The sequence below is a fragment of the Micromonospora sp. NPDC126480 genome, from assembly GCF_040302465.1.
GTDB lineage: Bacteria > Actinomycetota > Actinomycetes > Mycobacteriales > Micromonosporaceae > Micromonospora.
This window is the reverse complement of record NZ_JBEORU010000003.1, coordinates 274,594-301,094: the sequence shown is the minus strand read 5'-3', so window position 1 is coordinate 301,094 and position 26,501 is coordinate 274,594. Positions and strand designations below refer to the sequence as shown.

At 71.0% G+C, this 26,501-nt stretch carries 26 protein-coding genes and 2 pseudogenes; 11 read left to right on the top strand and 17 right to left on the bottom strand.

The window, feature by feature from the left end; translation table 11 throughout:
- Positions 1-410: 410 nt before the first annotated feature.
- The 4 genes and pseudogenes from ABTW87_RS04680 to ABTW87_RS04665 all read right to left on the bottom strand — a co-directional run bounded on the left by ABTW87_RS04680 (position 411) and on the right by ABTW87_RS04665 (position 6,817).
- A pseudogene (locus tag ABTW87_RS04680) lies at positions 411-1,794 on the bottom strand (IS1380 family transposase).
- Between the two features lie 172 nt (positions 1,795-1,966).
- Positions 1,967-5,668 (bottom strand): NACHT domain-containing protein, encoded by a 3,702-nt coding sequence (locus tag ABTW87_RS04675; protein ID WP_350648494.1) that lies wholly within the window; start codon positions 5,666-5,668, stop codon positions 1,967-1,969.
- Positions 5,669-5,863: 195 nt separating this feature from the next.
- Positions 5,864-6,070 (bottom strand): hypothetical protein, encoded by a 207-nt coding sequence (locus ABTW87_RS04670; protein ID WP_350648492.1) that lies wholly within the window; start codon positions 6,068-6,070, stop codon positions 5,864-5,866.
- 294 nt (positions 6,071-6,364) lie between these two features.
- Positions 6,365-6,817, bottom strand: a complete 453-nt coding sequence (locus ABTW87_RS04665) for a hypothetical protein (RefSeq protein WP_350648490.1) — start codon at positions 6,815-6,817, stop codon at positions 6,365-6,367.
- A gap of 648 nt (positions 6,818-7,465) precedes the next feature.
- Between ABTW87_RS04665 and ABTW87_RS04660 the strand changes: the two genes are divergently transcribed.
- Positions 7,466-7,627, top strand: a complete 162-nt coding sequence (locus ABTW87_RS04660) for a hypothetical protein (RefSeq protein ID WP_350648488.1) — start codon at positions 7,466-7,468, stop codon at positions 7,625-7,627.
- Between the two features lie 72 nt (positions 7,628-7,699).
- On the opposite strand, the gene ABTW87_RS04655 is transcribed toward ABTW87_RS04660, so the two are convergent.
- The 4 genes from ABTW87_RS04655 to ABTW87_RS04640 form a co-directional block, all read right to left on the bottom strand.
- Positions 7,700-7,840 carry a hypothetical protein gene (locus tag ABTW87_RS04655; protein ID WP_350648486.1) on the bottom strand — a complete coding sequence of 47 codons (141 nt, stop codon included), beginning with the start codon at positions 7,838-7,840 and terminating at the stop codon, positions 7,700-7,702.
- Between the two features lie 138 nt (positions 7,841-7,978).
- The gene (locus ABTW87_RS04650) at positions 7,979-8,137 is read right to left on the bottom strand and encodes a hypothetical protein (RefSeq protein ID WP_350648485.1); all 159 of its coding nucleotides are present in this window, start codon (positions 8,135-8,137) and stop codon (positions 7,979-7,981) included.
- Positions 8,138-8,558: 421 nt separating this feature from the next.
- The gene (locus tag ABTW87_RS04645; RefSeq protein WP_350648483.1) at positions 8,559-9,179 is read right to left on the bottom strand and encodes a hypothetical protein; all 621 of its coding nucleotides are present in this window, start codon (positions 9,177-9,179) and stop codon (positions 8,559-8,561) included.
- A gap of 153 nt (positions 9,180-9,332) precedes the next feature.
- Positions 9,333-9,743 (bottom strand): diguanylate cyclase domain-containing protein, encoded by a 411-nt coding sequence (locus ABTW87_RS04640; RefSeq protein WP_350648481.1) that lies wholly within the window; start codon positions 9,741-9,743, stop codon positions 9,333-9,335.
- 158 nt (positions 9,744-9,901) lie between these two features.
- Between ABTW87_RS04640 and ABTW87_RS04635 the strand changes: the two are divergent.
- The 3 genes and pseudogenes from ABTW87_RS04635 to ABTW87_RS04625 form a co-directional block, all read left to right on the top strand.
- Positions 9,902-10,145, top strand: a pseudogene (locus ABTW87_RS04635) (IS21 family transposase); the annotation flags it as partial.
- 245 nt (positions 10,146-10,390) lie between these two features.
- Positions 10,391-11,638 (top strand): hypothetical protein, encoded by a 1,248-nt coding sequence (locus ABTW87_RS04630; RefSeq protein ID WP_350648480.1) that lies wholly within the window; start codon positions 10,391-10,393, stop codon positions 11,636-11,638.
- Between the two features lie 65 nt (positions 11,639-11,703).
- A complete protein-coding gene (locus ABTW87_RS04625; protein WP_350648478.1) occupies positions 11,704-12,444 on the top strand; it encodes a Clp protease N-terminal domain-containing protein in 741 nt (246 codons plus the stop codon).
- 27 nt (positions 12,445-12,471) lie between these two features.
- Here the strand turns inward: ABTW87_RS04625 and ABTW87_RS04620 are convergent, their stop codons facing one another.
- Both ABTW87_RS04620 and ABTW87_RS04615 read right to left on the bottom strand, forming a co-directional pair.
- Entirely contained in the window at positions 12,472-12,993 is a 522-nt protein-coding gene (locus tag ABTW87_RS04620; protein WP_350648477.1) for a hypothetical protein, read from the bottom strand.
- A 91-nt stretch (positions 12,994-13,084) separates the two neighbouring features.
- Positions 13,085-13,270 (bottom strand): hypothetical protein, encoded by a 186-nt coding sequence (locus ABTW87_RS04615; protein ID WP_350648475.1) that lies wholly within the window; start codon positions 13,268-13,270, stop codon positions 13,085-13,087.
- 231 nt (positions 13,271-13,501) lie between these two features.
- On the opposite strand from ABTW87_RS04615, the gene ABTW87_RS04610 reads away from it, so the two are divergent.
- Together ABTW87_RS04610 and ABTW87_RS04605 are read left to right on the top strand one after the other, a co-directional pair.
- The gene (locus tag ABTW87_RS04610) at positions 13,502-14,041 is read left to right on the top strand and encodes a DUF4396 domain-containing protein (protein ID WP_350648474.1); all 540 of its coding nucleotides are present in this window, start codon (positions 13,502-13,504) and stop codon (positions 14,039-14,041) included.
- Between the two features lie 106 nt (positions 14,042-14,147).
- The gene (locus tag ABTW87_RS04605) at positions 14,148-14,810 is read left to right on the top strand and encodes a GNAT family N-acetyltransferase (protein ID WP_350648472.1); all 663 of its coding nucleotides are present in this window, start codon (positions 14,148-14,150) and stop codon (positions 14,808-14,810) included.
- A 251-nt stretch (positions 14,811-15,061) separates the two neighbouring features.
- Here ABTW87_RS04605 and ABTW87_RS04600 read toward each other — a convergent pair whose 3' ends face one another.
- The gene (locus tag ABTW87_RS04600) at positions 15,062-16,513 is read right to left on the bottom strand and encodes a glycoside hydrolase family 3 N-terminal domain-containing protein (protein WP_350648470.1); all 1,452 of its coding nucleotides are present in this window, start codon (positions 16,511-16,513) and stop codon (positions 15,062-15,064) included.
- A 164-nt stretch (positions 16,514-16,677) separates the two neighbouring features.
- Here ABTW87_RS04600 and ABTW87_RS04595 point away from each other — a divergent pair, with 164 nt between their 5' ends.
- A complete protein-coding gene (locus ABTW87_RS04595) occupies positions 16,678-17,853 on the top strand; it encodes an ROK family transcriptional regulator (protein ID WP_350648468.1) in 1,176 nt (391 codons plus the stop codon).
- A 116-nt stretch (positions 17,854-17,969) separates the two neighbouring features.
- Here ABTW87_RS04595 and ABTW87_RS04590 read toward each other — a convergent pair whose 3' ends face one another.
- Positions 17,970-18,983, bottom strand: coding sequence for a DUF2705 family protein (locus ABTW87_RS04590; RefSeq protein ID WP_350648467.1), 1,014 nt, complete (start codon positions 18,981-18,983; stop codon positions 17,970-17,972).
- Positions 18,980-19,987: an ABC transporter ATP-binding protein gene (locus ABTW87_RS04585; RefSeq protein WP_350648465.1), complete on the bottom strand. Its 1,008-nt coding sequence runs from the start codon at positions 19,985-19,987 to the stop codon at positions 18,980-18,982. The genes ABTW87_RS04590 and ABTW87_RS04585 overlap by 4 nt, the downstream gene beginning before the upstream one ends.
- A gap of 132 nt (positions 19,988-20,119) precedes the next feature.
- Here ABTW87_RS04585 and ABTW87_RS04580 point away from each other — a divergent pair, with 132 nt between their 5' ends.
- The gene (locus tag ABTW87_RS04580) at positions 20,120-20,914 is read left to right on the top strand and encodes an ABC transporter ATP-binding protein (RefSeq protein WP_350648463.1); all 795 of its coding nucleotides are present in this window, start codon (positions 20,120-20,122) and stop codon (positions 20,912-20,914) included.
- Positions 20,915-20,934: 20 nt separating this feature from the next.
- The gene (locus tag ABTW87_RS04575) at positions 20,935-21,831 is read left to right on the top strand and encodes a ribokinase (RefSeq protein WP_350648461.1); all 897 of its coding nucleotides are present in this window, start codon (positions 20,935-20,937) and stop codon (positions 21,829-21,831) included.
- A gap of 11 nt (positions 21,832-21,842) precedes the next feature.
- Here the strand turns inward: ABTW87_RS04575 and ABTW87_RS04570 are convergent, their stop codons facing one another.
- Positions 21,843-22,835 carry a helix-turn-helix domain-containing protein gene (locus ABTW87_RS04570; RefSeq protein ID WP_350648460.1) on the bottom strand — a complete coding sequence of 331 codons (993 nt, stop codon included), beginning with the start codon at positions 22,833-22,835 and terminating at the stop codon, positions 21,843-21,845.
- 72 nt (positions 22,836-22,907) lie between these two features.
- Between ABTW87_RS04570 and ABTW87_RS04565 the strand changes: the two genes are divergently transcribed.
- Positions 22,908-23,366, top strand: a complete 459-nt coding sequence (locus ABTW87_RS04565) for a rhodanese-like domain-containing protein (RefSeq protein WP_350648458.1) — start codon at positions 22,908-22,910, stop codon at positions 23,364-23,366.
- A gap of 3 nt (positions 23,367-23,369) precedes the next feature.
- On the opposite strand, the gene ABTW87_RS04560 is transcribed toward ABTW87_RS04565, so the two are convergent.
- From ABTW87_RS04560 to ABTW87_RS04550, 3 genes are all read right to left on the bottom strand, one after another.
- The gene (locus ABTW87_RS04560; RefSeq protein WP_350648457.1) at positions 23,370-23,999 is read right to left on the bottom strand and encodes a hypothetical protein; all 630 of its coding nucleotides are present in this window, start codon (positions 23,997-23,999) and stop codon (positions 23,370-23,372) included.
- Positions 24,000-24,234: 235 nt separating this feature from the next.
- Entirely contained in the window at positions 24,235-24,717 is a 483-nt protein-coding gene (locus tag ABTW87_RS04555) for a DUF6232 family protein (RefSeq protein WP_350648532.1), read from the bottom strand.
- Positions 24,718-25,034: 317 nt separating this feature from the next.
- The gene (locus ABTW87_RS04550) at positions 25,035-25,583 is read right to left on the bottom strand and encodes a DUF6232 family protein (protein ID WP_350648456.1); all 549 of its coding nucleotides are present in this window, start codon (positions 25,581-25,583) and stop codon (positions 25,035-25,037) included.
- A gap of 99 nt (positions 25,584-25,682) precedes the next feature.
- Between ABTW87_RS04550 and ABTW87_RS04545 the strand changes: the two genes are divergently transcribed.
- Positions 25,683-26,456 (top strand): enoyl-CoA hydratase-related protein, encoded by a 774-nt coding sequence (locus ABTW87_RS04545; protein WP_350648455.1) that lies wholly within the window; start codon positions 25,683-25,685, stop codon positions 26,454-26,456.
- Positions 26,457-26,501: the final 45 nt, after the last annotated feature.

Sequence of the window (26,501 nt, the reverse complement as noted above, 5' to 3'; positions counted from 1 at the left end):
TCGCACCCAACGATGTGCCGATCATGAGCAAGCGCCAACAGGCGGTCCGCAAGAAGCTGCGATCATGTCTCCGTCAAGCGGATGCCAAGCAACCCATTCGGCTCACGGTGCCCCAAAACAACCAGCCCGACCGATGCCCGCTCAAGGTGCCGACCGCACCACGTTCACACCAACGGCGTCTGGCAGGATTCGCTCCTCAACTCGATCCTCGATCACGAGTGGAAGAATCAGCGGGACGCAAGCGGCGCCTAACCTCGATCGTTCACGGCTGATGTCGGCCGCTTCGGTTCCGCGCCTGTGATCGCTGGTGTTCGATGCGATCCGGCCGGGGGCATGGTGAGGGGCCGTCTGTCGCGGCGGTGGGCGTGGTCTCCTTGGATCCTCCGGTCGTCGGGACAGGGCTGAGCTGGTCAGCCGGGGGCGGGGATGGCCGCGATCCGGTGGAAAGCGGCGGTGATCTGGTCTGCCCAGGGCCAGGTCGATGGGATGCGTAGCCGGCGGCGGCGTTGGCCTCGGATCAGGCGGGCGGCGGTGTGCAGCAGGCGGTAGCGCAGTCGTTTCGGTTCGGCTTTGGCCAGGTCGCCGTTGAGGGTGAGCAATTGCAGCCAGGCGATCAGGTCGCAGGCCATGGCCGCGATCTGGCACCAGGCGGCGTTGATGGCGAACTCGCGTGACGGTAGCCGGCGCAGGCCGGTGTCTTTGGCGCAGCGGATCCGGTCTTCGACGCGGGCGTGGGCGCGGTGGCGGGCTTCCAGCCACTGCAAGGCGCCGGTGGTGGTGTTGGTGACGAACGCGGTGTAGCGCCAGCCGTCGCGTTCCTCGAACAGTGACAGCTGGGCGCCGGGGTGCGGCCGTTCGCGACGCACGATCACCCGCATTCCGGGCGGCCAGCCGGCCAAGGCCAGCAGCCCGGTCAGTTCGGCGACCTGCGCGCCGTCGCGGATGCCGCCGTCGGCTGCCAGGGCCGGTGACCAGGCCCCGGCCGGCAGCACACGGATGGCGGCGCGTTCCGCCTCGCCGATCGACCAAACCGAGCGAGTACTCCACGCGTCGGTCGCGCTTGGCGTCCTGCGCGGTCAGCCATTCCAGCACGGCGTGGGTGCCGGCGGCCGAGTCGCCGCGGATGAGCAGGTGCCGCCGGTGCGCGACCGGGACCTGCGCGACCGCCTCGGTCAGCACGGTGAGGTGGTCGGCGGCGGTGTTGGCTCCGGCGTTGCCCGGCCGCAGTTTGATCGTCAACAGTTCGCCGGTGTTGTCACAGGTCACCATGATCGGATGAAAGCCGTACGTGTGCTTGTAGGTGGCCGCCGCGCCGTCCTTGTCGCTGTGCGCGAGCACGATCGTGGAGTCCACATCCAGCACCACCACGCCCTCGCCGAGATCCCGGCCCGCGGCACGAGCAGACGGCACCGACCCGATCAGGCCCCATACCCGGGCACGGACTTTCGCCCGCGTCCTGGCGATCCGCCGCAGCCCGACATCACTGATCTCATCGAGGGCCCGCCAGCACGTCGCCGGCGACGCGACCTGGCCGAACACCTCGCTCTGGTGGCGCAGCACCTCGATATCCGCGATCGCCTCACCGCCATCGGCGATCATCACCGCCAGATCGACCAACACCCGGCCCCGGTCCCGGCCGGGGCTGAACCCGCGCCGGCTCAGCGCGGCCGACAACGCCTGCGTCAGCCCGCTGCGATCAGCCAGCAGCCGCAACAGCGCCGCTCCGACGTGCGAGACCACGCCATGACCGCCGACCTCGACTGACAATCCCTTGGACCACTGGGTAACCTGCACCTACGAAGTGCCTTCCGCGCGGGAACTCTGCACGACTCGACACCGGGCAGTTTCCCTTACGTGGCAGGCACTTCGCCATATCTACCGACCCGCCAGACATCCAAGATCACGGCTGCCGTGAAAGGCCGAGGCTAACCAGGCCGAGTGTCCCAGTCGGTGGCTTTGGCGGCGGTCAGTGCCGCTGACGCTGGGCGCGGCCGGCTAGGTCCCGACGGGAGGCGAGCGCCTTTTTTATCGCTGGTAGCGGGTTGGGGAGTGCTAGCTTGCATTGGGAGCAATTCCTCTGCCGGACGTCTTGGTAGCCGAGTCCACAGTATTGGCAGGTCGCCTGAAGTTCGGTCCGCAATGCTTCCTGTAGGGCCTGTACGATGCCGCTGTGGGTAATATCGGCGTCCGCGATGTGCTCTACTGCGTAGCTTTTAACCAGTGCGTCGTTGTGTTTCAGTCCTTCCGTAAGGATGGCCTGTCGCTCGGGGTCGTTGCGGACCCAAGCCATGACGGCACTGAGTAGCACTGGGTTATCGGCGTGCCGCCACCGCCGCACGAGGGTGTCTCGGTCAAGAAAGAGCGCGAGGTGGGCTGCGAGGAAACGATTTCGGGTGGGCACTGTCGTGTCCGCTGCTGCCATTTCGGCATGGCGGCTCGCTTGTGGCCTGTGTTCGGCGGGGGCCTGCGCAAGGGCAAGCTGTGCTTGTCGCGCGAGCAGATAGCTTGTCTCGAACAAAGTGCCTAGCCAGTCGATTGTTGCCGGGACGTCGGTCCTTTCCCAACGTGTCAGCCGGCAGGAAGGCAGGTCGTGATCGAGTCCGATGCGAAGGTCCTGCGTTATCGCAGGCTCCGCCAATCGCGCAGTGGCTTCCGAGGAAAGCGCGTCTTTGTCGATACCACCGCACTGGACGACGAACGCCATCATCCGTGAGAGGTTGGCCGGATCCGCGGCGATCGCTCTCTCTAGCGCTCCAGCCTCCAGTGTCATAAAGGCAAGGCCGCTGACGAGCATCCCAAGGTTGCCCAACCGGCGCCGCTCCACTGGCCTCAGGCTACGCTGGGTTCCCAACTCCTGTGCCCGCTGAAGTAGCCATTGGTGGGCCGTACGGCTGCGTCCGGCCCAGTCTTCCATGCCTTTCATGTCGTACCGCGAGCCGCGTTTACTGGGAACGTATCCCTGTTCAACCAACACGGCTTGTATTTTCTCGAAAGTGGTATGAGAGCAGCGGCGATAGGCGACTTCTTCGATGGTGTCAGCGATATCGGGCTTCCCGGTCGCAAGGCGGACTGCTGCTCCGAGGACGACCTCAGAGAAGGCGACCTTGTGCGGACTGGTTGTGCCGAGGTCGAGAACCCCTTCCTCGTTGACGTACGGCTGATCAGAGTCATCGACGGGGGGTACAGACATTGCCACCGAGAGGCACGCGGTGAACGCGTGTGGCTCGTTCCACCGGTGCGCCAGCAGCGCCTCCCACGTGGGCAGGTGGTCGGGCGGCACCACTCGCTGCACAAGTGTCCGTATCTGCTCGCTAGACCCTGGAGGGGAGGGAACACGCGCGACTGCTTCGACGATGTCCATCGCGCGTTCCTCGTGTGCGGTCGCCTTCCCTCCCAACTTTGCTATGAGGGCCGCGGTGGCTCGCTCCGGTGCGTCCTTTCGACCGGGAATGCCGCGGGCCAGGGCTAGCAGCAGGTCGACGTCGTCGTTTCGGTCGGCCACGTCAGCAAGTGGGATAAGCAGGTCCGGTTCGAGCGAGACTGCTAGAGACAGAATCTGCGTCATCGACGAATCAGCGGCGGCCTGGAGCAGCAGATCACGGCGCACGGGCTCGGGTGACTCGGCGAGATGACGGGCGGCAGATACCTCAATGACGTTGCGGGCCCGCGGATCGATTCCATCGTTGTCGTCCCGGACGAGCACACCAGCTTCGTCCCAGAAGTCAAGGCAGCCGCCGGAGAGGGCGCGCGCCACCCCCGGCACCAGGCCGTGTTCGGTTTGGAACCGACCCGCGAGCAGGTGGGCGACGCTTCTCTCCGATGGTGGAGACGCCCTCATGACGCTCTCCCAGCCGACTATGGCCAAGGCGTCGAGGAGCGCCTCCTCGATTTGGTTGGAGGGCAGCGTCGGCATGCCGACCCCCCGGCGGCCGGTCCGACGCTCCCAATCGTGCGCCACCCGGCGGATCACCGCGTCCATCAGCGCAGCCGCTCCAGCATGTTTCGCCGACTTCCCGTGCTCAGCCGTCTCGAGCGCTAGAGCCGTGACAAGCAGCGGCGTCTCCCCCAGGTAGGGCGTCTCCCGTATGCGGCCGTCGATCTCCCGCAGGCGGTCGTCAATCCACGCGCCGTCGCGGCCGGCGCGGCGCGCGATCGCCCGAACGATCGGCTCGCTGATCGCCCGTGGCCAGACCGGAGGCAGCACGGTCGCTTCCCGCCAGCCGAGTACAGCCGCGGAGGCATAGGCACTGGTCCGAGTCGCCAGCAGTACATCGCAGTCAGGGTGCAGTTCAGTCAGGAGGCGACGGACCCAGCGGACAACCTCACGCCGGTGTTCGCGCGTCTCGTCAAGCGAATCCAGACACAGCAGCAACCAGCCCTCGTCGGCTGCCCGGTGGATTGCCTCTATCAACAGTCCACGATCCGCCGGTTCAACCATCTCGGCGGCGATCCCCGCGAGCTGCTCGAGTGGGTGTCGCTCGGCGACGAGATCTGGCAAATAGGAACTGCCCGGATCGCCGGAGCGAAGCAGGGACCGGAGGTCCACGAGGACGGGCAGGGTCCACCGGCGTTCCGCCTCCTGCCGCACCATCTCTCGCAAGGCCGTGGATTTCCCCGATCCCGGGGCACCGAGCAGCAGGACCCGCCCGTAGCGCCGGAAGAAGATGTCGAGATCCACCCGGTCGCTATCTCCGTCGGAGGGCCGGACATCGCAACAGATGGAGGCGTCGATAAGCGGCAGGTCCGCGCCGAAGGCGAGTAGATCGATCCCGCTGGAGCCTCCGATGCGCTGGTAGTACCGGTCGATCGCGGCACGCTCCGCGACCCTGCGCGCCGACGCGCTCGCGGCTGAATCACTGACTAGGTCGAACGGCGGGCGGCCGAGACGGTCAATCCACTGATCGAGGTCCAGCCCCGTGCGAAGCGATGCGGATCGGCGATGAGCCTTTGCCAACTCCGAGGCGGCGGCCTCGCCCTGCCCGGCTGCCACCACGTTGCCGTCCAAGAGAGCGGCAGCGACCGGCGGACCGCCCCGCCGAGCATGCCATGGAAAGGTTGCGACTGATGCGCGGGCCAGCACTGCATCCCGAACTTCGGGCGTCACCTGCGACAAGGCGTCGGTCAACTTGGCTAGTGCCTTGTATTCGCTCGGGGAAGGTAGGCCCGCGTGACAATCCCGCCTGCGGTCCAGGGCACCGGCCAGATGCTCGATCTCGTCATCAGCGGTCGCCGCAAGCGCCACCAACGGGGTGCGACCACCAGGATCCGTCGTGACCTGCTCCACCCACTGATCGATCACCTTGCGCAACGGGCTACCGTTCGCCGTGGTCAGCTTCAACGACTTCTTCAGCTGAAGTAGGACCCGCCGTCCATCGGTGAAGGTGACCTCGAGGTCGTCCACCGCCTCGTCGACCTCCGCCCGGATCACACACGGCAACCCATGCGTTCGCTCATCCCCGCTCACCTTGATGCTCATCCCGCGGAGACCGTGAGCGGCGACGTAGGCGGCATAGTCCGCGCGGAAGTCGCCACCTAGCTCGTTCTCGGCACCCCCGCGCGGGCCCCGGCCTGCAACTCCGGTCGGCATGGCGCAATGATGCAGCACGAGGGCGGTGTCGGTCGACAGGCGATCAGCCAGTCCGATCGAGTGCGATGACTGCGGGGTCATCGGTGATCCACCAAGCGGGAGGCTACCCCGGACGAGGAGGTGCATCGGCAACGTGCGATGCCATCCTGACTTTGCGGGCGTGGTGGCATGACGAGTCTCAGCGCCTTGGGCAACGCCACGGTCGCAGTACGTCGAGACGACAGGCCGGAGCGCCGTAGCCGCGGGGGCCGCCAGTTGCCCGACTACCGTCCGCTCTCATCTGGAGCCCGATGACCCAGCGCCAACCAGGTTGCCCAAGGTGCTAAGGATGATGCCGGCGACCAAGAAGAAGGCGGTCAAGCCGGCGCTCAGAGCGGCGGCGCGGCTCACGGCGTACGTGATCAAAGTACGAACGAACTGGAGGTCGTCCATGACCATGTCCGGCTCGACGCCACGCTGGCGTCGATAGTCCGCTAGCTCCATAGCGGCCGTCCTCTCATCCACACCTCCGCCTTCTGCGCCTTGTAGCGCTCGAAGGATTCGCGGAGAACGACCACGCGGGCTCTGGCTTTCCTGTAGCCGAGCCAGCCAGAGACCGTTGCGATAGCGACGGCCGCGAGTTCCAGCACGCCCCTGATGAGCGAGAGCCACATTGCCAAGGTCACGACCTATGGTCACTAATGGAGGCGAATGCTACGGACTCTCGGTCAACGTGCCCGTTACACGCCCCGAGGGAACGGAGGCTGAGGGTCAACAGTGTCGCGCGGCGAGCCAAGGTCAGCTAGCCGCTCCGACGGTCTTGGCAAGGGCAGTTCCCGCCACGTCCACGGCGATGTCCCGGCCAGCGGAACCGAGCCAGTCTGCGGTCTTGCGCAGCCATCCGCGCTTCTCCTCGTCCGGCTCCTGGTCAGCCGCCTGCTGCATGGCTTGAACCAAGCGGTCGGCCAAGGTCTCCGGGGTAGGCCAAGTGCCAACTGTTCTGCGAGCATGCCCGCTTGGTTCGCGGATCAGGCACATGTCGCGTCCGTCAAAATCGCTCGCGTCTTCGTACTTGAAGAGCAGTGGGCGCTCACCAGCGAGAGCAAACAGGGCGACCAGGGTGGTTTCTAGGTCGAGGCCTACACGCTTGGCGACATCCCGCGAGTCCATGTCCCTCGCGCCCTCGTCAGAGATCTCCACGATCGCGCGCAGGACCGGGAGCTCTCGGCTCTCCCAGGTGTCCTTCATCATGGCCCGGACAGTAATGCAGGGGTGCGACAGGGACACCCGTCCGCGTTGGTGCCAGCCTCGGCGTGAACCGGAGGTTTCGGGGCCGTCTGCCCTGCGGGTGGGCGTGGCCCCGACGACCTGGGAGCGTTCCCGTGCCCCGGAGATGAACGAGAGGTAAAGCGCCCGGCTCATCTGGAATCAATCCAGAACTGCAAGTTACTTACTGGTACGCTTCGACTCCACCACGTGATCATCTCTTACGTCCGAGCAAACCGATCGATAAATGCGCAGGTCACGGGCCTATGTGGACCCGAGGGCTCCGCTCCTCCCATCCACCGGCCTGATTAGAACGTGTGTCCAAAATTTGGACGATCGATTTAGAGAGATCTCACGATGCGGAACGTGAAGGGGGTCGATGCAGAAGGCCGCGGCAGCCGCAAGATCAGTGTCGTCCCGTAACCTAGACTCTGATCTCGGCACGTCAACGTGAGGTGCCTGCGCAAATAGACAGACCCCGAGCACGGACGTCCGTGACCGTAGGTCTGAACGTCGAGCCGGGGTCCGTTCTCATTGGCGTGAGGCGGCTACGGTAACAGGCTTCAGTCTTCCAGCGTGGGTGATTGGTCCTTCTCGGCGTTTGGCGCAAACGTTATGAGGAGGTATTGCCTTATGGCAGTCGGAAGGCGAGCGAAGACGGGCGAGCGCTGCCCGGAGAGCGGTGTGTGGAAGGTCGTGGGCACGCCGTCCACGACGGCCCCCATCGCGGTGAACAACGTCATGCCGCCGTACAACGGCCAGGCCGTGACGTGGGAGCTCATCCGCCTCGCGTGATGAGTAAGTGACTCGGGGCCGCCTGCAGATGCGGTGGGCGGCCCCGAGTGCTTTCCATAGAAGGCGTGTCGGCTACGTCCAGCGCCCGTCGTTGCGGCCCGCCTTGGCCATGTCGAGCAGATGGGCCAGGCGGTACCGCAGTACCCGCGCCTGCCCGGTCGACAGGACCGAACTCGCTGCCGCAATCCCCTCCATACTGGTCAGCCGCACCATCGGTTCGGCTGCTGGGTGTAGCGCTTGCACCAGCGCCACGTCGAGGATGAACGTCTCCGGCCCGTTGGTATCAAGGTGGGGGCGCGTGAGCGGTGCTGATCCCCTCCTTGAAGGACGCTGTCACCGCCTCGATCCCGATCACTCCCGGCGGTTCAGCGCAGCAGGACCCGGTCCGGCGTCGATGCGGGTGCGGGACGGGGCGTACGGCTTGCGCCGCAGGTCGCTGCTGGAGTTCTTTGCCGGCCGCGACGCCACCGGCGCCACCCGAGCTGGCAGCGTCGCCGTGGACTGGAACATGCGCAACGTCGCTGCTGGTGCGACATTCCTGCGCGAGCCGTCCGTGCCGACTGACCACCGCGATCAGCCGTGCCGCCCTGCTGCCCGACACCGACGTCGTCGCCGCGGCGATGCGCACCGCCGAGGCCGCCATCGCCGTCATGACCGCCTACGGCGCCGACAACCTGTACCGACCCCGCGCCACAGCCACTGCCGCGCCACCGCCACCACCGCACTGCACGAGGCGATCGCCGACCTCGTCACCACCGTCCAACGACACCTCCACCCCGCCGATCCGCCACCCACGCCCAAGTGGCGGCAATCCTGCGCCGACGCAGGCGATACCCGAGCACCCCGGACGGGCCGCTACCCAGCGACTGGCAGGAGCGCGTATTCGATCAGTGCGAATTCTCAGTGCCGGGCCGCTGAGCCTGGCAGAGCGTCAATCGGCGGATTCCCCGTCATCCTGCTCTGCGGTGTTCTTAACTGCCGGCTCATCCGGCGCCTCAGGCGACCGCACCGGTGCGCCCTCGAACGCTCGGATCACTTCGGCCGGATCAATCTGAACGCCCTGCTCGACGGCCTTTTGCACCACGAACTTGGCGAACGCTCGACGACCGTGGAGGTTGAGGACCGATGCGGTCGCAGCAGCGAGCGCGGCGATGCCACCCGCGGTACCGAGGTGCGCGATTAAGTCGCCGCCTCCGCCGTTGTAGACGTTGGGCCACTCGGGGTGTTTCTCGCGCTCATCCAGGTACTGCTCTACCGCCTGGCGGTCGTTCCAATCAACTGGCCGTGCCCACTCAGGCATCGGACCCTCCGCCAGGGCGTGCATGCTGGCTAGACACTCATCGACCGGTTTCCCGCCAAGGCGGGCCAGGATCGCGCTGGCGAAGCGGAAGTCACGGGCGGTGCCTGAGGTCAAGGCCACGGGACGCCCGCCCTTCCCAGCGCCGAGTAGTTGAAATCCATCCGGTACGGGGATACCCAGCTCGGCCGCGGCGCGGCTGACGCGGGCGGCGTAGTCGGCGGCGCTCTCGGCCTGCGATCCGGTGTCTTCCATAGACGCCATTGTCCTGCGTGCTTGCCGTAGACGAGCGACCTGGGGTGGTGGACTGGCAGGAGTGCAGATCCGACTTGATGCGACTCCCCTGCTGCCGCGCCAAGTTTGAGCTACCGCACATAGTCTCCTCGGCCGCGGTGAGCAGCGTCGCGGCTAGCCTAGCGGGCCTCGTGCCAGGCCACCGCTGGCGCGTACAGAGAGGTCGCGGCCACCGGGCGTGGTCTTGACGCGCAGCGCCAGGACCGCCCGGCATGCCTTGTGGTAGACCACCTTAGTCGGCGCATCGCCGATCGCCACCGCGAACCCGCTACCGCTGATCCGTCCGATCCGGTAATCGGGCGAGGGGAAGAACGCCCGCAGTCGGCGTGCCAGCTCGGCTAGCAGTCCGTCTCCCGCGCTGCGTTCCAATGTCTCGTTGATGAGGCGTAGGTTCTCCAGCCCGATCACCAGAACATGGACCTCGGGACCCTTGAGGTGAGCGATGGAGGCCGTGAAGGACGGACGGTTCAGCAAACCGGTCAGCCCGTCATGTGTCGTGGGCGCCGAACAGCTCGACAGCACCACGAGCAGCAGTGTGCACGGCGGAATCGAGATCTCTTGAGGCCAGCGCGTCGCCAGTGCCGCGTGCCGCTCCCAGGCCCTCCGCTCCTCACCTGTCGGCTCCGCCTGACACCTGACAGTGGTTCCGGCTGAATCGGGACCACCTCCTGAAGCATCGGGCGGTGCTGAGCGTGGAGGACTGGGCGGAGATCCGGCGGCTGCGGCGATCGGAGGGCATGTCGATCCAGGCCATCGCACGGCGGTTGAGGATGTCTCGCAACATCGTGAAAGGCATTGGCCAGTGATGAGCCGCCGCGGTATCGGCGGGCGGCGAAGGGCTCGCTCGTGGACGCGGTCGAGCCGCAGATCAGGGCGTTGTCGGCGGAGTTCTCGGATATGCCCTCGACGGTGATCATGGAACAGGTCACCGGCCATCCGTGCGGCCATTGAGGGGCTGCGCCGGCGGTGAGTTGGCGACGGGCGATGGCTGACCGCTGCTATGGGCGGCGGCGGAATCGACATCCGCCAACTGGCTTCTATCGATGCTTGACTACGGTGAAGAGCCAGACGTCGCACGGTTTGGCCACGTTGCGCCGGCTGCTCGGCGAGCGGGCGGCGGAGCTTGCGCCGGGCAGGGCGCCCGTGGCGCCGACGAGGGGAAGGTACGCGGGATGACTGAGCACGACGACGACCGGGGACTGCTGCGGCTGCTGGACCACGACCCGCCCGGTACGTCCGCTGTGGACGTCCGGCGGGCGATGACGGAGGGCCGCCGGCGGCGCCGGATCCGGCGGGCTTTCACGTACGCCGGTGCGGCCGGGATGAGCATCGCCGTGGTGGCCGGCGGCACGCTCGCCGCCGGCCCGTTGCGGACCGGGACGCCCGACCGGTGGGCGACCGCGCCGGCCGGCGTCGGATCGAGCCCGAGCGACGCGCCACCGCCGGTGGTCACCGGTGACGCGCCGCTGGCGCCGACGCGGTGCGCGATCTCGAAGCTCCCGGTTCCGGATGGCGTGACGATGGCGTTGGTGACCGGCGCCGACCCGAGCGGGCGGATTCTGCTCGGCCGCTCGTACCCGCGGGGCGGCGCGTACCAGGTTCTGGTCTGGGTGGCCGGCGAGCCGACGAAGGTGCGGATGCCGGGCGACCAGACGTTGCGTGACGTCACCACGGACGGGCTCGCGGTGGGCACGACCTACCAGCGGCTCGGCGCCGGCGAGGAGGGGTTCGGGCCGGTCCCGTACGCGTACTCCGGCGGGACGCTGACCCGACTGCGCGGCGTGACCTTCGGTGAGGCGAACGCCGTCAACGAGGCCGGGAAGATCGTCGGGAGGGATGAGCGGACCGACCGCCCGGTGGCTTGGACTTCCCCGGTGAGCGAGGCGGTGCCGCTGCCGCTGCCCGCGGGGGCGAGGAGCGGCACCGCGCACGCCGTCGACGAGGACGGGACGGTGGTCGGCTCCGTCCTCACCGACGGCGGCCGGTCCGGCCGGCCGTACGTGTGGTTCCCGGACGGGACGCACCGTGAGCTGCCGATGCCGACGACCGTGGGAGCGACCGATGGGCGGGCCTTCACGATCCGCAACGGGTGGGCGACCGGTGTGCTCTCGAAGGACCCCGCGAGCAGCCCGTCGGCGGTGCGCTGGAACGTGCGCACCGGCGAGGTACGCGTCTTCCCGGAGTTCAACATCCGGGCCAGCACCGCGAACGCCCACGGGTGGCAGGTCGGGACGGACCGGCAGGGCAGGGCCATGTTGCTCGCCGACGGGGGGCCGGTGACGCTACCGGACCTGGCGAAGCACGAGCCGGGTGGGCTGACCAACATCGCGGAGACGGTGAGCGACGACGGTCGTACCATCGGCGGCCAGTCGGACGACGCGTCCGGCACCATCCGCGCGGTGGTGTGGCGCTGCACCTGATCGGACCGCCGGGGTGTCGTCAACCACTGGTTGACGACACCCCGGCGTCAACCTATGGTTGACGCATGACCGAGCCAGTGCAGATGACAAACGTCGTACGCCTCGACGACCTGATCGAGGCCATCAAGAAGGTCCACACCGACGCGCTCGACCAGCTCTCCAGCGCGGTCGTCGCCGCCGATCACCTCGGCGAGCTCGCCGACCACCTCATCGGGCACTTCGTCGACCAGGCCCGCCGCTCGGGCGCCTCCTGGACGGACATCGGCCGCAGCATGGGCGTCAGCAAGCAGGCCGCCCAGAAGCGATTCGTGTCGAAGTCGAGCGACGCGCCGGTCGACCCGCAGCAGGGCTTCAACCGGTTCACGCCCCGGGCACGCAACGTGGTGATGGCCTCGCAGAACGAGGCCCGGGCGACCGGACACACGGAGATCCGCACCGAGCACATCGTGCTGGGCCTGCTGGCCGAGCCGGAGGCGGTCGCCGCGAAGGTCCTCGTGGCGCAGGGTGCCACGCTGGACCGGGTGCGGGAGGTGGCGACCGCCGCCCTGCCGCCGGCGTCCGGCGACCAGGTGCCGGCGCTGATCCCGTACGACGCGCCGGCCAAGAAGGTGCTGGAGCTGACGTTCCGGGAGGCGCTGCGGCTGGGGCACAACTACATCGGGACCGAGCACATCCTGCTCGCGCTGCTGGAGCAGGAGGACGGCAGCGGGGTGCTGTCGAGCCTGGGCGTCGACAAGGCCGAGGCCGAGGCCGGCATCGCGGCGGCGATCGCCGCAGCCGTCCAGCAGTCGGCCGCCGCCGACTGACTCCGGTACGCCCGCCGCCGACCGGGCTCAGGCCGGCACGACCGGGAAGCCGTACCGGGCGGCGTGCTCCGGGTCGGCCGGGTCGATCTGGCGCAGCCCGGCGTCGGCGAGGCGCTTGTTGACCTCCTCGAGGCGCTCCCGCACCAGTCGGGCCTCCTCCTCGGTGACCCGGCCCCGGTGCGGTCTGCCCGCGTGCTCGATGGTGCCGTAATCGACTCGCTCGGCGGCCCGGCGGGTCTTCGGCGGGCGGACCCGCTCGGCCGTCCTCAGCAGCTGCGCCATCGGCACGTCGGTGGCCATCGCGTCGAACTCGCTCGCGGTCAGCACCACCCGGCGTGGCTCGCCGCCGCCGTGCCGGTCGTGGATCTCGACGACCGCGACGTCCAGGGCGGCGTCGTCGATGCTCTCCACCTCGACCGGGGTGGCGTCCAGCCGCACGGGCCCGGCCACCAGATCAGGGTGTTCCAGGACGACGACGCGGACGGCCTCGTCGTCGGGCTGCAGCACCGTGCCGCTGAAGTCGGAGACGCGGATCGTCTTCTTGCCCATGCGCGGAGCTTCTCCTGTCGTAGACCGGTCGGAGGACCAGGAGACGTTACCCGACAGGTGTGCGAAAGGCCGCGCTGGCTCGCCGCGTACGTCAGCGGGTGTTGAGGTTGCGGGTGGAGGCGCCGGCGGGCAGGCGGTTCAGCTCACCCCAGGTGAGCGTCGAGGCGCGGTTGCCCCGGTACGGCGGCTGGGCCGGAAACCGTCCCGCGACGACCCCGGAGGTGGTCCAGAGCAGGTCGGGGTCGTGCTGGTATCGGTCCTTCGGCTGATTCGGCATGACCATACCGTCCCAAACAAAGTTGTACGTCTATGGAAATAGATATGACGGTCGATTGATCACGTCGGTTCCCGAGGGCGGTCACCGGACATCAGGCCGACATCTCTCATCGATGTGTCCCACCTGTACCCGGCCCTCGGGCATCGCAACCGCCCCGTACGCGACCGGTTGGCCCGCCGCAGTGACCGCCGTCTCTTGGCATATACCCCCATGGGGTATATGGTCGCGCTCATGGTGGACAACAACCTGACCCGGCTGGCGATCAGCGCGACCCTGCACTGCCTCACCGGCTGCGCCATCGGCGAGGTCCTCGGCATGGTGATCGGCACGGCGCTCGGCTGGTCCGATGCGGCCACCATCGCGCTGGCGGTCGGCCTCGCCTTCCTGTTCGGGTACGCGCTGACCGTCGGCCCGGTGCTGCGCTCCGGTGTGCCGCTGCGTACGGCGATCCGGGTCGCGCTGGTCGCCGACACGGTGAGCATCACCGTGATGGAGATCGTCGACAACGGCGTCATGCTCGCCGTTCCGGGAGCGATGGAGGCCGGCCTGGCGAGCTGGCTCTTCTGGGGCAGCCTCGCCTTCGCCCTGGGCGTCGCCTTCGTGGTCACCGTGCCGGTGAACCGGGCGCTGATCGCCCGCGGTCGCGGGCACGCGATCGTGCACCGGCACCACCACGCCGGCCACGGCGACCCGGCGACCGGCGCGCACCAGCATGCCGACGACGGTGACCACCGCGGGCATGCGGCAGGTGCCGCGCACGGCGGGCGTTAAGAAGGGGCCCCTCCTCTACCGGAGGCGTTAAGAAGGGGCCCTTCCTTACCCGCGGTCCGGCGTACGGTGATCGCCGGGCGAGCAGTCGGGTCGGAGGGAGGGGGTCATGGGCGACCGCCGGCTCCACCTGCACCTGGCAACCTGGCTGGGCCAGTGGCCGGCCGGCCCCGGGCTGCACGTCGTGGGCTCCCACCGGCGGGCCCGGCCCGCCTGGGACGGCCGGCTCCGGCCGGCGATCGCCGTCTGCGCCGGGGCGAGCACCGTGCTCTCCGTGGCGCCGGACCGGGTGACCGCCGTCCGGGACCTGGCCGGGGGTTCCGTACGGCGGCTGCTGTCCGGGCTGCCGGCGGCGGTCGGCCACCCGGGCTGGGCGGTGCACGACGACGTGTTCCGGTGGAGTTCGGCTCCCGCGCCGCTGCCGGACGTCGGCGAGTGGGTTCCGCCCGCCGCGCCGGGACTGCCGCCCTGGTTGCGGCTGTTCGACCGGCCGGTGCTCGTGGTGCGCGACGACCGCGGCCGGTACCTGGCCGGGGTCGGTGTCAAGCGGCACGACGCGTACGGCCAGGAGCTGGCCGTGGGGACGGTCCCGGCGGCCCGGGGGCGCGGCCTGGCCCGGCGGCTTGTCGCCCAGGCCGCCCGACGGGTGCTCGACGAGGGCGCGGTGCCGACGTACCTGCACGACCGGCGCAACGCGGCGTCCGCCCGGGTGGCCGAGGCGGCGGGATTCCCGGACCGGGGCTGGCGGTCGTTCGGGGTCTACCCGAGCTAGGCACGTTCCGCGGGGCTGGCAGGGCGCGGACCGGAACTCCCGGGCCGGATCCCCGGTCCGCGCCCTTCCCCCCAGGCCCCGTGCGGTGCCCGACGGTCGGGCCGGGCACCGGATGTACCGATCACGCTACGTATCGACGGGGCCGTCGGCAAGGGGCAGCGGCGCGGGTCGGAGTGTCGAGAAGTGGACTCTGACCTGCGGAGGTGTGACCCGGAGCGGCGACTGTGTCGGTGACGCAGCGTGGAGGCGGGTTAGCCGGCCAGGCCGAGTGTCTCGGCCGCCGCGCGTCCGTTGGCGTGGCTGGCGCCGTACGTGGTGACGAACGCGCGGACCCCGGCCGGACGCCAGCGCGCCGGCCAGCCCATCTCGACCACCGTCACCGGGTGCTGGGCGGCCAGCGCCGTCACCAGGTCGGCGGCGCCGGGTAGGCGGTGCAGATGCCGGCCGACCAGGACGATCGGCCGGTCCCCGGCGAGCCGGCGCAGGGTCGCCGGGTCCGTCTCGGTGGCGACGACCCGCAGCTCCTGGGCGTCGGCGAGGTGCGGGCCGAGACCCCACGGCACCCGTCCCTCGGCGATCGTCGAGGTCGAGTGCAGCTGTACGACGAGGGGCCGGGTCAGTCCGGTCAGCACGCCCTCGACCCGGACCGCCCGGCGGGCGGCGGCGTACCCGAGGTCGGGCGGCGCCGCGTCGACGGCGCCGGTGGCCCGGGTCCAGGCGGCGAGGTCGGCGGCGCGGGCGGCCGCCTCCTCGACCCGGGTCCGTTCCAGCCGGCCGTCGCCGAGGGCCGTGACGATCTCCGCGGCGACGTGTTCGACCAGGTCGGCGTCGACCTTCGCGCCGATGCAGAGGAGGTCCGCGCCGGCGGCGAGGGCGCGGACGGCGGCCGGGCCGACACCACCCGCCGCCACCGCGGCGCCCTTCATCTCCAAGGCGTCGGTGACGATCGCGCCGGTGAAGCCGAACTCGCCGCGCAGCAGGTCGACCAGGACCGCCCGGCTGAACGTGGCCGGACCGTCGCCGGTCAGCACCGGAACCCGGATGTGGGCGGTCATCACGGCCCGTGCTCCGGCGGCGACCACCGCGGCGAACGGGGGCAGGTCCCGCTCGCGGAGGACCGCCAGGGGTACGTCCACCGTGGGCAGCTCGTGGTGGGAGTCGGCGACGGTGGCGCCGTGACCGGGGAAGTGCTTGGCGCAGGCGGCGACGCCGGCGGCCTGCAGGCCGGCCACGGCGGCGGCGCTGTGCGCGGCGACCTTCACCGGGTCCGCGCCGAACGACCGGGTGCCGATCACCGGGTTCTCGTCGGCGCTGTTCACGTCGACGGTCGGGGCCAGGTTCACGGTGATGCCGAGGCCGGCCAGCTCGGCGCCGATCGCCTCGTGCACGCGCCGCGTCAGCGCCACGTCGCCGATCGCGCCGAGCGCGGCGTTGCCCGGGTACGGGCTGCCGGTGGCGTGCGCCAGCCGCGTGACGTCCCCGCCCTCCTCGTCGATGGCGATCAGTACGTCGGAGCGGGCGGCGCGCAGCGCGGCGGTGCTGGCGGCCACCTGCGCCGGATCGTGCACGTTGGTGCCGAACAGCGTGTGCCCCGCCAGCCCGTCGTCGACGAGGTCGACCGCCCAGTCCGGCGGGACCGGGCCCGGGTACGCGGCGAGCAGCGTGCGCAACGCGAGCCGGCGGAGTCCTGGATCCAACCCCACTGATCCTCCCTTTCGGTGCCGTCCGGCACGGACCTCGTACCGGAGGCGGTCGACCGGCGTACCGGGTCGGCCGAACACTCCGGTCCCGGGTGGCCGATACGCTACGGCTACCCGTTCGCAGCCCAACTTACAGTTAGCAAACTTTATAGAATCCTGAGGATGGCATGAGCGCGACCCGGCTCCCCGGCACCCCCCGTCTGTTGCGGGCACTCAACGACCGCGCGGCGCTGGAGCTGCTGTTGGAGCGCGGCCCGCTCACCCGGGCGCGCCTGGGTGAGCTGACCGGCCTGTCCAAGGTCACCGCGTCGCAGCTGGTCGAGCGCCTGGAGGAGCGCGGGCTGGTCACCCGGGTCGGCGAGCAGGCCGGCGGGCGGGGCCCGAACGCCCAGCTCTACGCCGTGCGGCCGGGCAGCGCCCACGTCATCGGCGTCGACGTCGGGGCCGACCGGGTGGTCGCCGCGTGCGCGGACATCACCGGGGCGGTGATCGGCCGGGTCGAGCAGTCGACGCGCGACACCGACGATCCGGTCGGCGTGGTGCACAACGCGGTCGTCCAGGCCGCCAGCAGCGCCCAGGCGCAGCTGTCGAGCGTACGGCGGATCGTGCTGGGCACCCCCGGCCTGGTCGACCCGACCACCGGGGACATCACCTTCGCGTTCAACCTGCCGCGCTGGCACGCCGGTCTGCTCGGCGCGCTCCGGGAGGACCTGCACACCCCGGTGGTCTTCGAGAACGACGTCAACCTGGCCGCGGTGGCCGAGGCGCAGTCCGGAGCGGCGCAGGGCGTCACCGACTTCGTGCTGGTCTGGGTCGACGCCGGCGTCGGCCTGGCGATCGTGCTGGGCGGGCGGCTGCACCACGGCAGCAGCGGCGCCGCGGGCGAGATCGGCTACCTGCCGGTTCCCGGCGCACCCATCCCGCGCGACGTCTCCCGTCGGGCGAAGCCCGCCTTCCAGCAGCTCGTCGGCGGGGATTCGGTCCGTGCCCTGGCCCGCGAGCACGGGTACCCGGACGACACGGCGGCCGGCGCGGTGCGCGCGGCGATCGCCGACGGGGCGGCCGGTGGCCCGATGCTCGACGAGCTGGCCCGCCGGCTCGCGCTCGGCGTGGCGAGCACGTGCGTGGTGCTGGACCCGCCGCTTGTGGTGCTCGCCGGTGAGGTCGGCCGGGCCGGCGGGACCGCGCTGGCCGAGCGGGTGCAGCACGAGGTCGCGGCGATCACCCTGGTCCGGCCCCGGGTGGTGCCGACCGGGCTGACCGAGGAGCCGATCCTGCGCGGCGCCCTGCACAACGCCCTGATGGCCGTGCGGGACGAGGTGTTCGGCTCCACGGTCGGCTGACCGGGTGCCGCCGACGTCCGCCATGTGAAGGAATATTTCACCAGTGGCCCGGATGCTGCAAGGAGTTGCCGCATCCGGGCCGGTTCGACGGACGACCCGACCTCGCGGGACGCCGGTCAGATCAGGTCGCGGCGACGGAATGTGGTGAAGGCCGCCGCCGCCAGGCCCCCGGCGAGCAGCAGCAGGACCACCAGCCCGGCCTGCCAGGTCAGCAGGTACGTCCCGTCGCACGGCCCGGTGGTCGGCCCGGTGCAGGCGCTGGCGTCCCAGAGCTGCACCCCGCCGGACAGCCAGGCGCCCACGTAGCTGGAGAGCATCAGCTGGTCGACGCGGGGGATGTCCAGGATCTGCAGCACCACCTGGGCACCCAGCTCCCAGAACACCGCGTACGCGGCCACCGCGCCGAGCGCGGCCGACGTGTGCCGGCCCAGCGTGGCGATGGCGAAGCCGACGACGGTGGCCACCAGCACCACGACCACGCCGCGCCCCCAGGTGGCGCCCAGGTCGGACCAGAACGCCCCGTCCACCGGGCCGACGTAGCCGTCGAGGAGGGCGATCAACCAGAACGTGACCAGGTACACCGCCGTGGCCACCACGGCGAGCAGCAGTACCGCCGCCAGCAGGGTGCCGAGCTTGGCGGCCAGCACGGTGACCCGCCGGGGCCGCCACAGCAGCAGGTTCACCACCCCGCCCGAGGTGAGGTCGGCGCCGATGTAGGAGGCGCCGACCAGGAAGCCGAAGAGCACCAGGAAGGCGATGAGGATGTACAGCAGCTCGGTCGCGTCGCCGAAGACGAAGACCCCGCTGAGATGGTCGGCGGCGATCGGCATGCGCTCCCGCTGGGCCGGGTCCAGGACGCTGCAGTCCTCCGGGTAGTAGTACTCGTCGCCGAGCGGGTCGGAGATGTCGCGGTGCTCCCGGGCCAGGCACTGGTTGTGCCGCAGCTCCATCTCGCGTATCTCGGCGGCGGCCTTCTGTTGCGCGGTGGAAACTTCGGCGGCGGTGGGCCGGTGGGAGACGGCCACGTTTGTCGCCGCCGTGATGATGAACGCGAAGGCCAGCAGGACGAGCATCAGCTGGACGAAGCGCCGCGCCCCGAGACGCTCCAGTTCGGCACGGACGAGATTCACGCGTCCACTCCTCTGCGCTCCAGGTCGATCATGTCGTGGGGCCCGGTCGTGGACACCGTGGAACCGTCCACCTGCCAGGGCACCGCCGGGTGGTCGCCCGGCCCGGTCAGCTCGAGGAAGACGCTCTCCAGGTCCGGCCGCAGCGGCGTCAGCTCGCGGACCCAGACGCCCTGCTCGCCGAGGGTGCGGCTGACCGTGGTGGTGTCGTCCACGCCGGTCACCACGAGGTGGTCGGCGTGCTCGGTGACCGCGAGCCCGGCCGCGCCAAGCAGCTCCACCGCGCGCGCCGGCTCGTCGACCCGGACCAGGACCTCGTGCTGGTCGAAGCCGGCCAGCACCTCGTCCACGCGGCCCGCCGCCACCCGGCGACCACGCGAAATGATCGTCACGTGGTCGCAGATCAGCTGGATCTCGGCGAGGATGTGGCTGGAGACCAGCACGGTCACGCCCGAGTCGGCAAGCGTCCGCATGAGGTCGCGCATCTCCCGGATGCCGGCCGGGTCCAGCCCGTTCGCCGGCTCGTCGAGGATCAGCAGCTCCGGGCCCTTGAGCAGGGCCGACGCCACCGCAAGGCGCTGCTTCATGCCCAGCGAGTAACCCTTCACCCGCTCGTGGCCCCGGTCGCGCAGGCCGACCTGCTCCAGCACCTCGTCGATCCGGGCCGTCGGCACGCCTCCCGCGCGGGCCAGCAGCCGCAGCGTCCGGTGCGCGGTGAAGTTGCCGAAGAACTGCGGGCTCTCCACGATCGCGCCGACCCGTCCGGCGACGCGGGGCAGGTGCTCCGGGGAATCCTCGCCGAGGACCCGCATCCGTCCCTCGTCGGCGCGCACCAGGCCGAGCAGCGCACGCAGGGTGGTGGTCTTGCCCGAACCGTTGGGCCCGAGGAACCCGTGGTTCTGACCGGACTCCACGAGCAGGTCGAACCCGTCGACCGCGATCCGGCGCCCGCGCCGGAGGCTGTGGAACGTCTTGCGCAGGCCCTCGATCTCGATGACCGCGCTCATCCGCGCGGCTCCGTGCTCGGAACTGGCATCGGTCATCCTCCGGTGGGGGTGATCAACGACACGGTGCCTCAGGGTACGGCGGGGACGCCGCCCATAGGGGGCAGCTCACCGGTGCGTGGTTTGATGGGGCGCGTGAGTGTGGACGCGGATCTGGTGGTCAGCCTCGACAGCGTCGGCGTACGCCGCTCCGGCACGGCCCTGCTGCACGACGTCGGCTGGCGGGTCGAGCTGGACGAGCGCTGGGTCGTGCTGGGCCCGAACGGTGCCGGCAAGACGACCCTGCTCAACCTCGCCGCCGGGCGGCTGCACCCGACCACCGGGGTCGCGCACGTGCTCGGTGAGCGGATCGGCCGCACCGACGTGACCGAGCTGCGTACCCGGATCGGGCTGTCGACCGCCGCTCTCGCCGAACGGATCCCCGCCGACGAGCGGGTCGTCGACGTGGTGGTCACCGCCGCCTGGTCGGTCGTGGGCCGCTGGCGGGAGAGCTACGACAGCAGCGACGAGGCCCGGGCGCGGGCCCTGCTCGGCCAGTTCGGCGTCGGCGCACTGGCCGACCGCCGCTACGGCACGCTCTCCGAAGGTGAGCGCAAGCGGGTGCAGATCGCCCGCGCGCTGATGACCGACCCGGAGCTGCTGCTGCTCGACGAGCCCGCCGCCGGGCTCGACCTGGGCGGCCGCGAGGATCTCGTGGGCCGGCTCGCCGAGCTGGCGTCGGACCCGGACGCCCCGGCCCTGGTGCTTGTCACCCACCACGTGGAGGAGATCCCGCCCGGCTTCACCCACGCGCTCCTGCTACGCGAGGGCGGCGTGGTGGCGCAGGGTCTGCTGGCCGACACCCTCACCGGGGACAACCTTTCCAAGGCCTTCGGCCTGCCACTGCTCGTGGAGCGGCACGGCGGCCGCTACACCGCCCGCGCCGCCTGAGCGCAGGGGTGGGGCGTCCGATGCCGCAGACCCGGGTCGTGGTGGTGGGCAGCGCCAACATGGACCTCGTGGCGACCGCCCCGGCGCTGCCCCGGCCGGGCGAGACCCTGCTCGGCACGGACTTCGTCATGGTCCCGGGCGGCAAGGGCGCCAACCAGGCGATCGCCGCGGTGCGCGCCGGGGCCGCCTGCGCGTTCCTGGGCGCCATCGGCTCCGACTCGTTCGGCGTCACGATCCGCGCCCGCATCACCGCGGCCGGGGTGGACAGCACCGGGCTCCGGGTCGTCTACGGCACCTCGGGGGTGGCGCTGGTGATGGTCAACGCCGAGGGCGAGAACGCGATAGTGGTAAGTCCGGGAGCCAACGCATCGATGACCGGGCTGACCGAGCCGGAGCTGACCGTCGTACGCGAGGCGGACGTGTTGGTCGCCCAGCTGGAGATCCCGGTGGAGACGGTCACCGAGGCGGCCGTCGCGGCGCGGGCGGCCGGCACCCGGGTGGTGCTCAACGCGGCCCCCGCCCGGTCGCTGCCGCGGGAGCTGCTCGACGCCACCGACGTCCTCGTGGTCAACGAGAGCGAGGCGCAGGCGCTCACCGGCCGGGGCCTGGACGAACCGCAGGCCCTGCTGGACCTGGCGCCCCGCGCGGTGCTCACGCTCGGGGCGGCCGGCGCCTGGTACGGCGACCGGGACGGCACGTCGGTGCACGTCCCGGCGGTCCGTGTCGAGGCGGTGGACTCGACCGCCGCCGGGGACGCGTTCACCGCGGCTCTCGCCGTCGGCTGGGGTGAGGGGCGGGACGTCGTGGACGCGGTCCGGTGGGCGGCGGCGGCCGGCGCCGCCTGTGTCCGGCGACTCGGCGCCTCGGTGGCGCTGCCCCACCGAGCCGAGATCGACGAGCTGTACCAGCCGGGCTGAGCCGGCGCCCGCTACGCCGGCCGCTCACCCGCCGTCCCGGTCCGGAAGGCCCGCCGGTACGCCGACGGTGAGGTCCGCATGGCCCGGGTGAAGTGGTGCCGGTACGTGGCCGGCGCGTCGAAACCGACGGCGGCGCCCACCTCCTCCACCGGCGCGTCGGTCGTCTCGAGCAGGGCCAGGCTGGCACGGACCCGCTGCTCGACCAGCCACCGGATCGGGCTGGCGCCGGTGGCCCGGGCGAAGTGCCGCAGGTAGGTGCGGGGCGACATGCGCGCCTGCGCGGCCAGCCGGGCGACGGTGAGCGGCTCGGTGAGGTGGGCCAGCGCCCAGGCCAGGCTGCCGGCGATCCGGTCGTCGTCCGGGTCGATCGCCACCGGCGCCTCGACGAACTGCGCCTGACCGCCGTCGCGGTGCGGCGGGATCACCAGCCGCCGGGCGACCGCGTTGGCGATGGCCGCGCCGTGGTCCCGGCGGACCACGTGTACGCACAGGTCCAGGCCGGCGGCGCTGCCGGCGCTGGTCAGGACGTCACCGTCGTCCAGGTAGAGCACGTCCGGGTCGACGGTGACGCGGGGGTGGCGGCGGGCCAGCAGGTCAGCGTACCGCCAGTGGGTCGTCGCGCGCCGGCCGTCGAGGAGGCCGGCGCCGGCCAGCGCGAACGCACCGGAGCAGATGGACATCAGCCGGGTGCCGGCGGCGTGCGCCCGGCGTAGGGCCGCGACCAGTTCGGGCGAGGGGTCGGCGGTCACGTCGGCCACCCCCGGGACGATGACGGTGGCGGCGCCGGCGAGCACGTCCAGGCCGTACGGGGTGTGCAGGCTCGCGCCGCCGACCAGCGGCACCGGGCCGGGCCGCTCGGCGCAGACCGTGAGCGCGTACCAGTCGACGTCGAACTCGGGGCGGGGCAGGCCGAACACCTCGGTCACGATGCCGGTCTCGAACGCCGACATGCCCGGGTACGCGAGGACGGCGACACTGCGGTCGGCCGGTGCGCGCAGGTGCATGGCGGGATGTTAGCGGAGATCGGCGTTCGTGCCACTCGCGTCCGGGGGCGCGGTGCCCGCACGATCGACGGTATGACGCAGACCTTCGCCGTGCCGGCCGCCGCACCGGACCTGGCCGCCGCCCACCTCCTCGCCCGACTCGCCATGGAGACCGACGTGAGCGACGTGCACGCCGACCTGGAGGCGCGGGTCGCCGGCCTGGTGGTGGTGGACTCGCGGGGTGCCGCCGGGTGGGACCAGGGGCACCTGCCGGGCGCGGTGCACCTGCCGACCGCCCGGATCGCGGCCGACGCCGCACGGTTGGTGCCGGCCGGGTCGCGGGTCGTCACCTACTGCTGGGGGCCCGGGTGCAACGGCGCGACTCGGGCTGCGCTGGAGTTCGCCCGGCTCGGGTACCCGGTGAAGGAGATGCTCGGCGGCTACGAGTACTGGGTCCGGGAGGGGTTCCCCGTCGTCACGGCGACCGGGCTGGTCCGGCGGCCGGTCGACGACCGCACCGCCCCGCGTACCGCCGTCACCTGCGACTGTTGACGCTCACTCCGGCTCGTCGGTGAGCCGTTCGCCGCGGCGGCGCAGCATGTTGAGGCCGGGGATGCCGGCGACGGCGAGTTTGAGGTCGCGGGTGACGTCGAGCAGGTCGTGCAGGTCCGGCCCGACCCGGTCCAGGGTGGCCAGGATGGGCAGGACGTCGGAGGTGAGGTGCTGTCGCAGCTTCGGCAGTTCGTCGACGAGCCGGATCGCGGCGTTCACCTCCTCGTGGCTGAGCTGCTCGACGAAGTGGTTCGCCATCGGAGCGCCCCGGCGCAGCGCCGGCTCGTACGCCGCCAGCAGCTCGGCGGCCTTGGCCGTCGCCTTCGCCGCTTCGCCGACGACCGCGGTCGCGGCCGCCGTCACCTCGGTCGCCTTCTCGATGGCGGTGGCCGCGGCAGTGCTGATCACCGCCACCTCGGTCACGGCGGTCTCGGCGTCGCTGAGCACCCGGTCGGTGCGCTCCAGCGTCTCCTCGACCCGGTCCACGACGCCGTTGATCCTCGTCAGCAGCGCCTCGACGCCGTCCAGGACCGCGAAGGCGCGGGCCGGGATGGCGGCGAACGACGTCGCCGAGCCGAGGGCGGAACGGGTGAGGCCGACCACCGATGAGGGCCGGGGGAGGGGAATCGCCATGGCACCAAGTGTGCGTCGGCCGCGCCCGTGCCGCCTGCCGGGGCGATCCGGGTCCGGAGCGGCGCCGGCGCTGGCACCGAGGGGAGCGGGGAACATCGGGGTGAGGACGGCCGCGCCGGCGACGATGAGCCCTGTCAGCATGGCGGTTACTCCGATCGACAACTATCCATTGAATAGCAAGGAGAGCACCGATCAACCGCGCCGCGCACAGCCCGTTTCGGCAATCATGGCGGTGTTATGACCGGCCGTCCACGTGCCGCTCCACGGCGCGCTGCACCGCCCGGTAGATCTGCCCGAACCGGAGCGCGTCCGGTGTCCGCAGCAGCAGCACCTCGCGGCCGTGCGCCTGCACCCACAACTCGTGCACGCGGTTGCCGCGTTCGTAGGAGCGGTCCAGCCAACTGAGCGGGATCTCCAGGAACGGAGTCAGGGCCAGCGCGACCACCAGGCACGCGACGAGCGCGAGGAGCACCGGCTGCCAGCCCCGCTCCGGCACCGACCAGGCGAGGGCGAGCGCGCAGACCACGGCCACCAGCGGCGGCAGCGACAGCAGCAGCACCAGCACGCCGCGGCCCAGGATCCGCCCCCGGACGGCGAGGGTGCTCCGGCCCTTGGCGTGCCAGACGTACGTCACGTCCGCGATCGCCACCGCCAGCCCGCCGACCCGGATCGACTCGGAGGTCACCTGCACCACGTCGTCCCGGTAATAGACGGCCATCATTCAGCCTAACCGGCCCGGTGGGCCGTGGTGCTGGGCGGATCTGTGGGGGCAGAGTGCTCGTCGGCCGCCTTTGGAACTGAGCAGTCCGGAACATCAGGGGTCCGCCCGTCCGGCGCGGTCCCCGGGCGGCACGGTCACCTGCCGCGATGAGGGTGATCCGCCACCGACATCAGATCCACAGCGGCGTGGCGTAACCCGGGCGTGGGGACCCGGAGAAGAAGGCCATCCGGCAGGCGGCGGCGCGACCGCCCGGCGAGCGGCCCGCGCCGGCCGGACGTGGAGAGCTACGGGTCGGGAACGGCGGTTCGGGACCGCTACGGCCTGCGGGGCCCAGGGCCGCCACCGGACGAGCCGGTGGCGTCGTGAACGGCGCGTCGGGTCGGGACGGGCCGCGGCCGCCGCGCCACCGGCTGGCCGGCCTCGACGGCCCGCTGCACCGCCCGGTAGATCTGCCCGAAGCGCAGCGCGTCCCCGGTGGCCAGCAGCCGGACGGGGCGGCCCCGCCAGCGGGCCCAGATCTCCAGGTGCCGGCTGCCCCGGGCGTACGAGCGGTCGAGGTGTTCGAAGAGGAAGTCGGCGACCGGCCCGACGGCCAGCCCGACCAGCACCGAGGTGCCGATGATCGCGATCGTGACGGTGGGGGAGCGGCCCAGCCAGAGCGCGAACGCGATGCCCAACCCGGCGGCGACCAGGGGGCCGGCCAGGGCCGCGCCGATCGCGCCCCGGCCCGCGAGCACCCGCCAGGAACGGCTGCCGCGGTGGTGCCACACCGCGCTGATCTCGGCCAGGGCGAACGTCCGGCCGTCCACGCGGACGGCGGCGGAGGTGACCTGGACGGACCTGTCGTCGTAGTACGTGACCATCGCGGAACTCCCGGTGGCGGGCCTGACACCAGACTACGTACCCCAACGACCCGCGCCGTAAGGTTGGCACGCGACTTCGACGAGGAAGTGAGGGTCAGCGTGGGCGAGTTCGTGCGGCTGGAGACCAAGGACGGCATCGGCACCATCCGGCTGGAGCGGCCGCCGATGAACGCGCTGAACACCCAGGTGCAGGAGGAGCTGCGCGCGTCGGCGGCGGAGGCCACCTCCGACCCCGGCGTCCGCGCCGTCATCGTGTACGGCGGAGCGAAGGTCTTCGCCGCCGGCGCGGACATCAAGGAGATGGCCGACATGTCCTACGTGGACATGGCCGATCGTGTCGCCGCCCTCTCCAGCTCGCTGGGTGCGATCGCCCGGATCCCGAAGCCGGTGGTGGCGGCGATCACCGGGTACGCGCTCGGCGGCGGCTGCGAGCTGGCCCTCGCCTGCGACTGGCGGGTCGTCGCCGACGACGCCAAGCTCGGCCAACCGGAGATCAAACTGGGCATCATCCCCGGTGCGGGCGGCACGCAGCGGCTGGCCCGCCTGATCGGCCCGGCCCGCGCCAAGGACCTGGTCATGTCGGGTCGGATGATCGACGCGCAGGAGGCGCTGCGCATCGGGCTGGCCGACCGGGTGGTACCGGCCGCCGAGGTGTACGACGCGGCGGTGGCGCTCGTCACGCCGTACCTGAACGGGCCGGTCCAGGCGCTGCGCGCGGCGAAGCTCGCGGTCGACGGCGGCCTCGACATGGACCTCAACTCCGGCCTCGCCTGGGAGAGCCAGCTCTTCGCCGCCCTCTTCGCCACCGAGGACCGGCGCGAGGGCATGGCCGCGTTCGTCGAGAAGCGCAAGCCGGACTTCACCGGGCGCTGAACCGAGAGCGGTTCACATTTTCCCTACCGATGAGTAGCGTGTGAC

Excerpts from the sequence above, each read along its gene's own strand:
- ABTW87_RS04630 (WP_350648480.1), top strand. The coding sequence starts at position 10,391 with ATGACTGAGCACGACGACGACCGGGGACTGCTGCGGCTGCTGGACCAC.
- ABTW87_RS04565 (WP_350648458.1), top strand. The coding sequence starts at position 22,908 with ATGACGCAGACCTTCGCCGTGCCGGCCGCCGCACCGGACCTGGCCGCC.
- ABTW87_RS04595 (WP_350648468.1), top strand. The coding sequence starts at position 16,678 with ATGAGCGCGACCCGGCTCCCCGGCACCCCCCGTCTGTTGCGGGCACTC.
- ABTW87_RS04610 (WP_350648474.1), top strand. The coding sequence starts at position 13,502 with ATGGTGGACAACAACCTGACCCGGCTGGCGATCAGCGCGACCCTGCAC.
- ABTW87_RS04615 (WP_350648475.1), bottom strand. The coding sequence starts at position 13,270 with ATGCCGAATCAGCCGAAGGACCGATACCAGCACGACCCCGACCTGCTC.
- ABTW87_RS04670 (WP_350648492.1), bottom strand. The coding sequence starts at position 6,070 with ATGGAGCTAGCGGACTATCGACGCCAGCGTGGCGTCGAGCCGGACATG.
- ABTW87_RS04660 (WP_350648488.1), top strand. The coding sequence starts at position 7,466 with ATGGCAGTCGGAAGGCGAGCGAAGACGGGCGAGCGCTGCCCGGAGAGC.
- ABTW87_RS04675 (WP_350648494.1), bottom strand. The coding sequence starts at position 5,668 with ATGACCCCGCAGTCATCGCACTCGATCGGACTGGCTGATCGCCTGTCG.
- ABTW87_RS04650 (WP_350648485.1), bottom strand. The coding sequence starts at position 8,137 with ATGTTCCAGTCCACGGCGACGCTGCCAGCTCGGGTGGCGCCGGTGGCG.
- ABTW87_RS04620 (WP_350648477.1), bottom strand. The coding sequence starts at position 12,993 with ATGGGCAAGAAGACGATCCGCGTCTCCGACTTCAGCGGCACGGTGCTG.
- ABTW87_RS04585 (WP_350648465.1), bottom strand. The coding sequence starts at position 19,987 with ATGAGCGCGGTCATCGAGATCGAGGGCCTGCGCAAGACGTTCCACAGC.
- ABTW87_RS04645 (WP_350648483.1), bottom strand. The coding sequence starts at position 9,179 with ATGGAAGACACCGGATCGCAGGCCGAGAGCGCCGCCGACTACGCCGCC.
- ABTW87_RS04555 (WP_350648532.1), bottom strand. The coding sequence starts at position 24,717 with ATGGCCGTCTATTACCGGGACGACGTGGTGCAGGTGACCTCCGAGTCG.
- ABTW87_RS04625 (WP_350648478.1), top strand. The coding sequence starts at position 11,704 with ATGACCGAGCCAGTGCAGATGACAAACGTCGTACGCCTCGACGACCTG.
- ABTW87_RS04550 (WP_350648456.1), bottom strand. The coding sequence starts at position 25,583 with ATGGTCACGTACTACGACGACAGGTCCGTCCAGGTCACCTCCGCCGCC.
- ABTW87_RS04665 (WP_350648490.1), bottom strand. The coding sequence starts at position 6,817 with ATGATGAAGGACACCTGGGAGAGCCGAGAGCTCCCGGTCCTGCGCGCG.
- ABTW87_RS04605 (WP_350648472.1), top strand. The coding sequence starts at position 14,148 with ATGGGCGACCGCCGGCTCCACCTGCACCTGGCAACCTGGCTGGGCCAG.
- ABTW87_RS04560 (WP_350648457.1), bottom strand. The coding sequence starts at position 23,999 with ATGGCGATTCCCCTCCCCCGGCCCTCATCGGTGGTCGGCCTCACCCGT.
- ABTW87_RS04570 (WP_350648460.1), bottom strand. The coding sequence starts at position 22,835 with ATGCACCTGCGCGCACCGGCCGACCGCAGTGTCGCCGTCCTCGCGTAC.
- ABTW87_RS04655 (WP_350648486.1), bottom strand. The coding sequence starts at position 7,840 with ATGGTGCGGCTGACCAGTATGGAGGGGATTGCGGCAGCGAGTTCGGTC.
- ABTW87_RS04575 (WP_350648461.1), top strand. The coding sequence starts at position 20,935 with ATGCCGCAGACCCGGGTCGTGGTGGTGGGCAGCGCCAACATGGACCTC.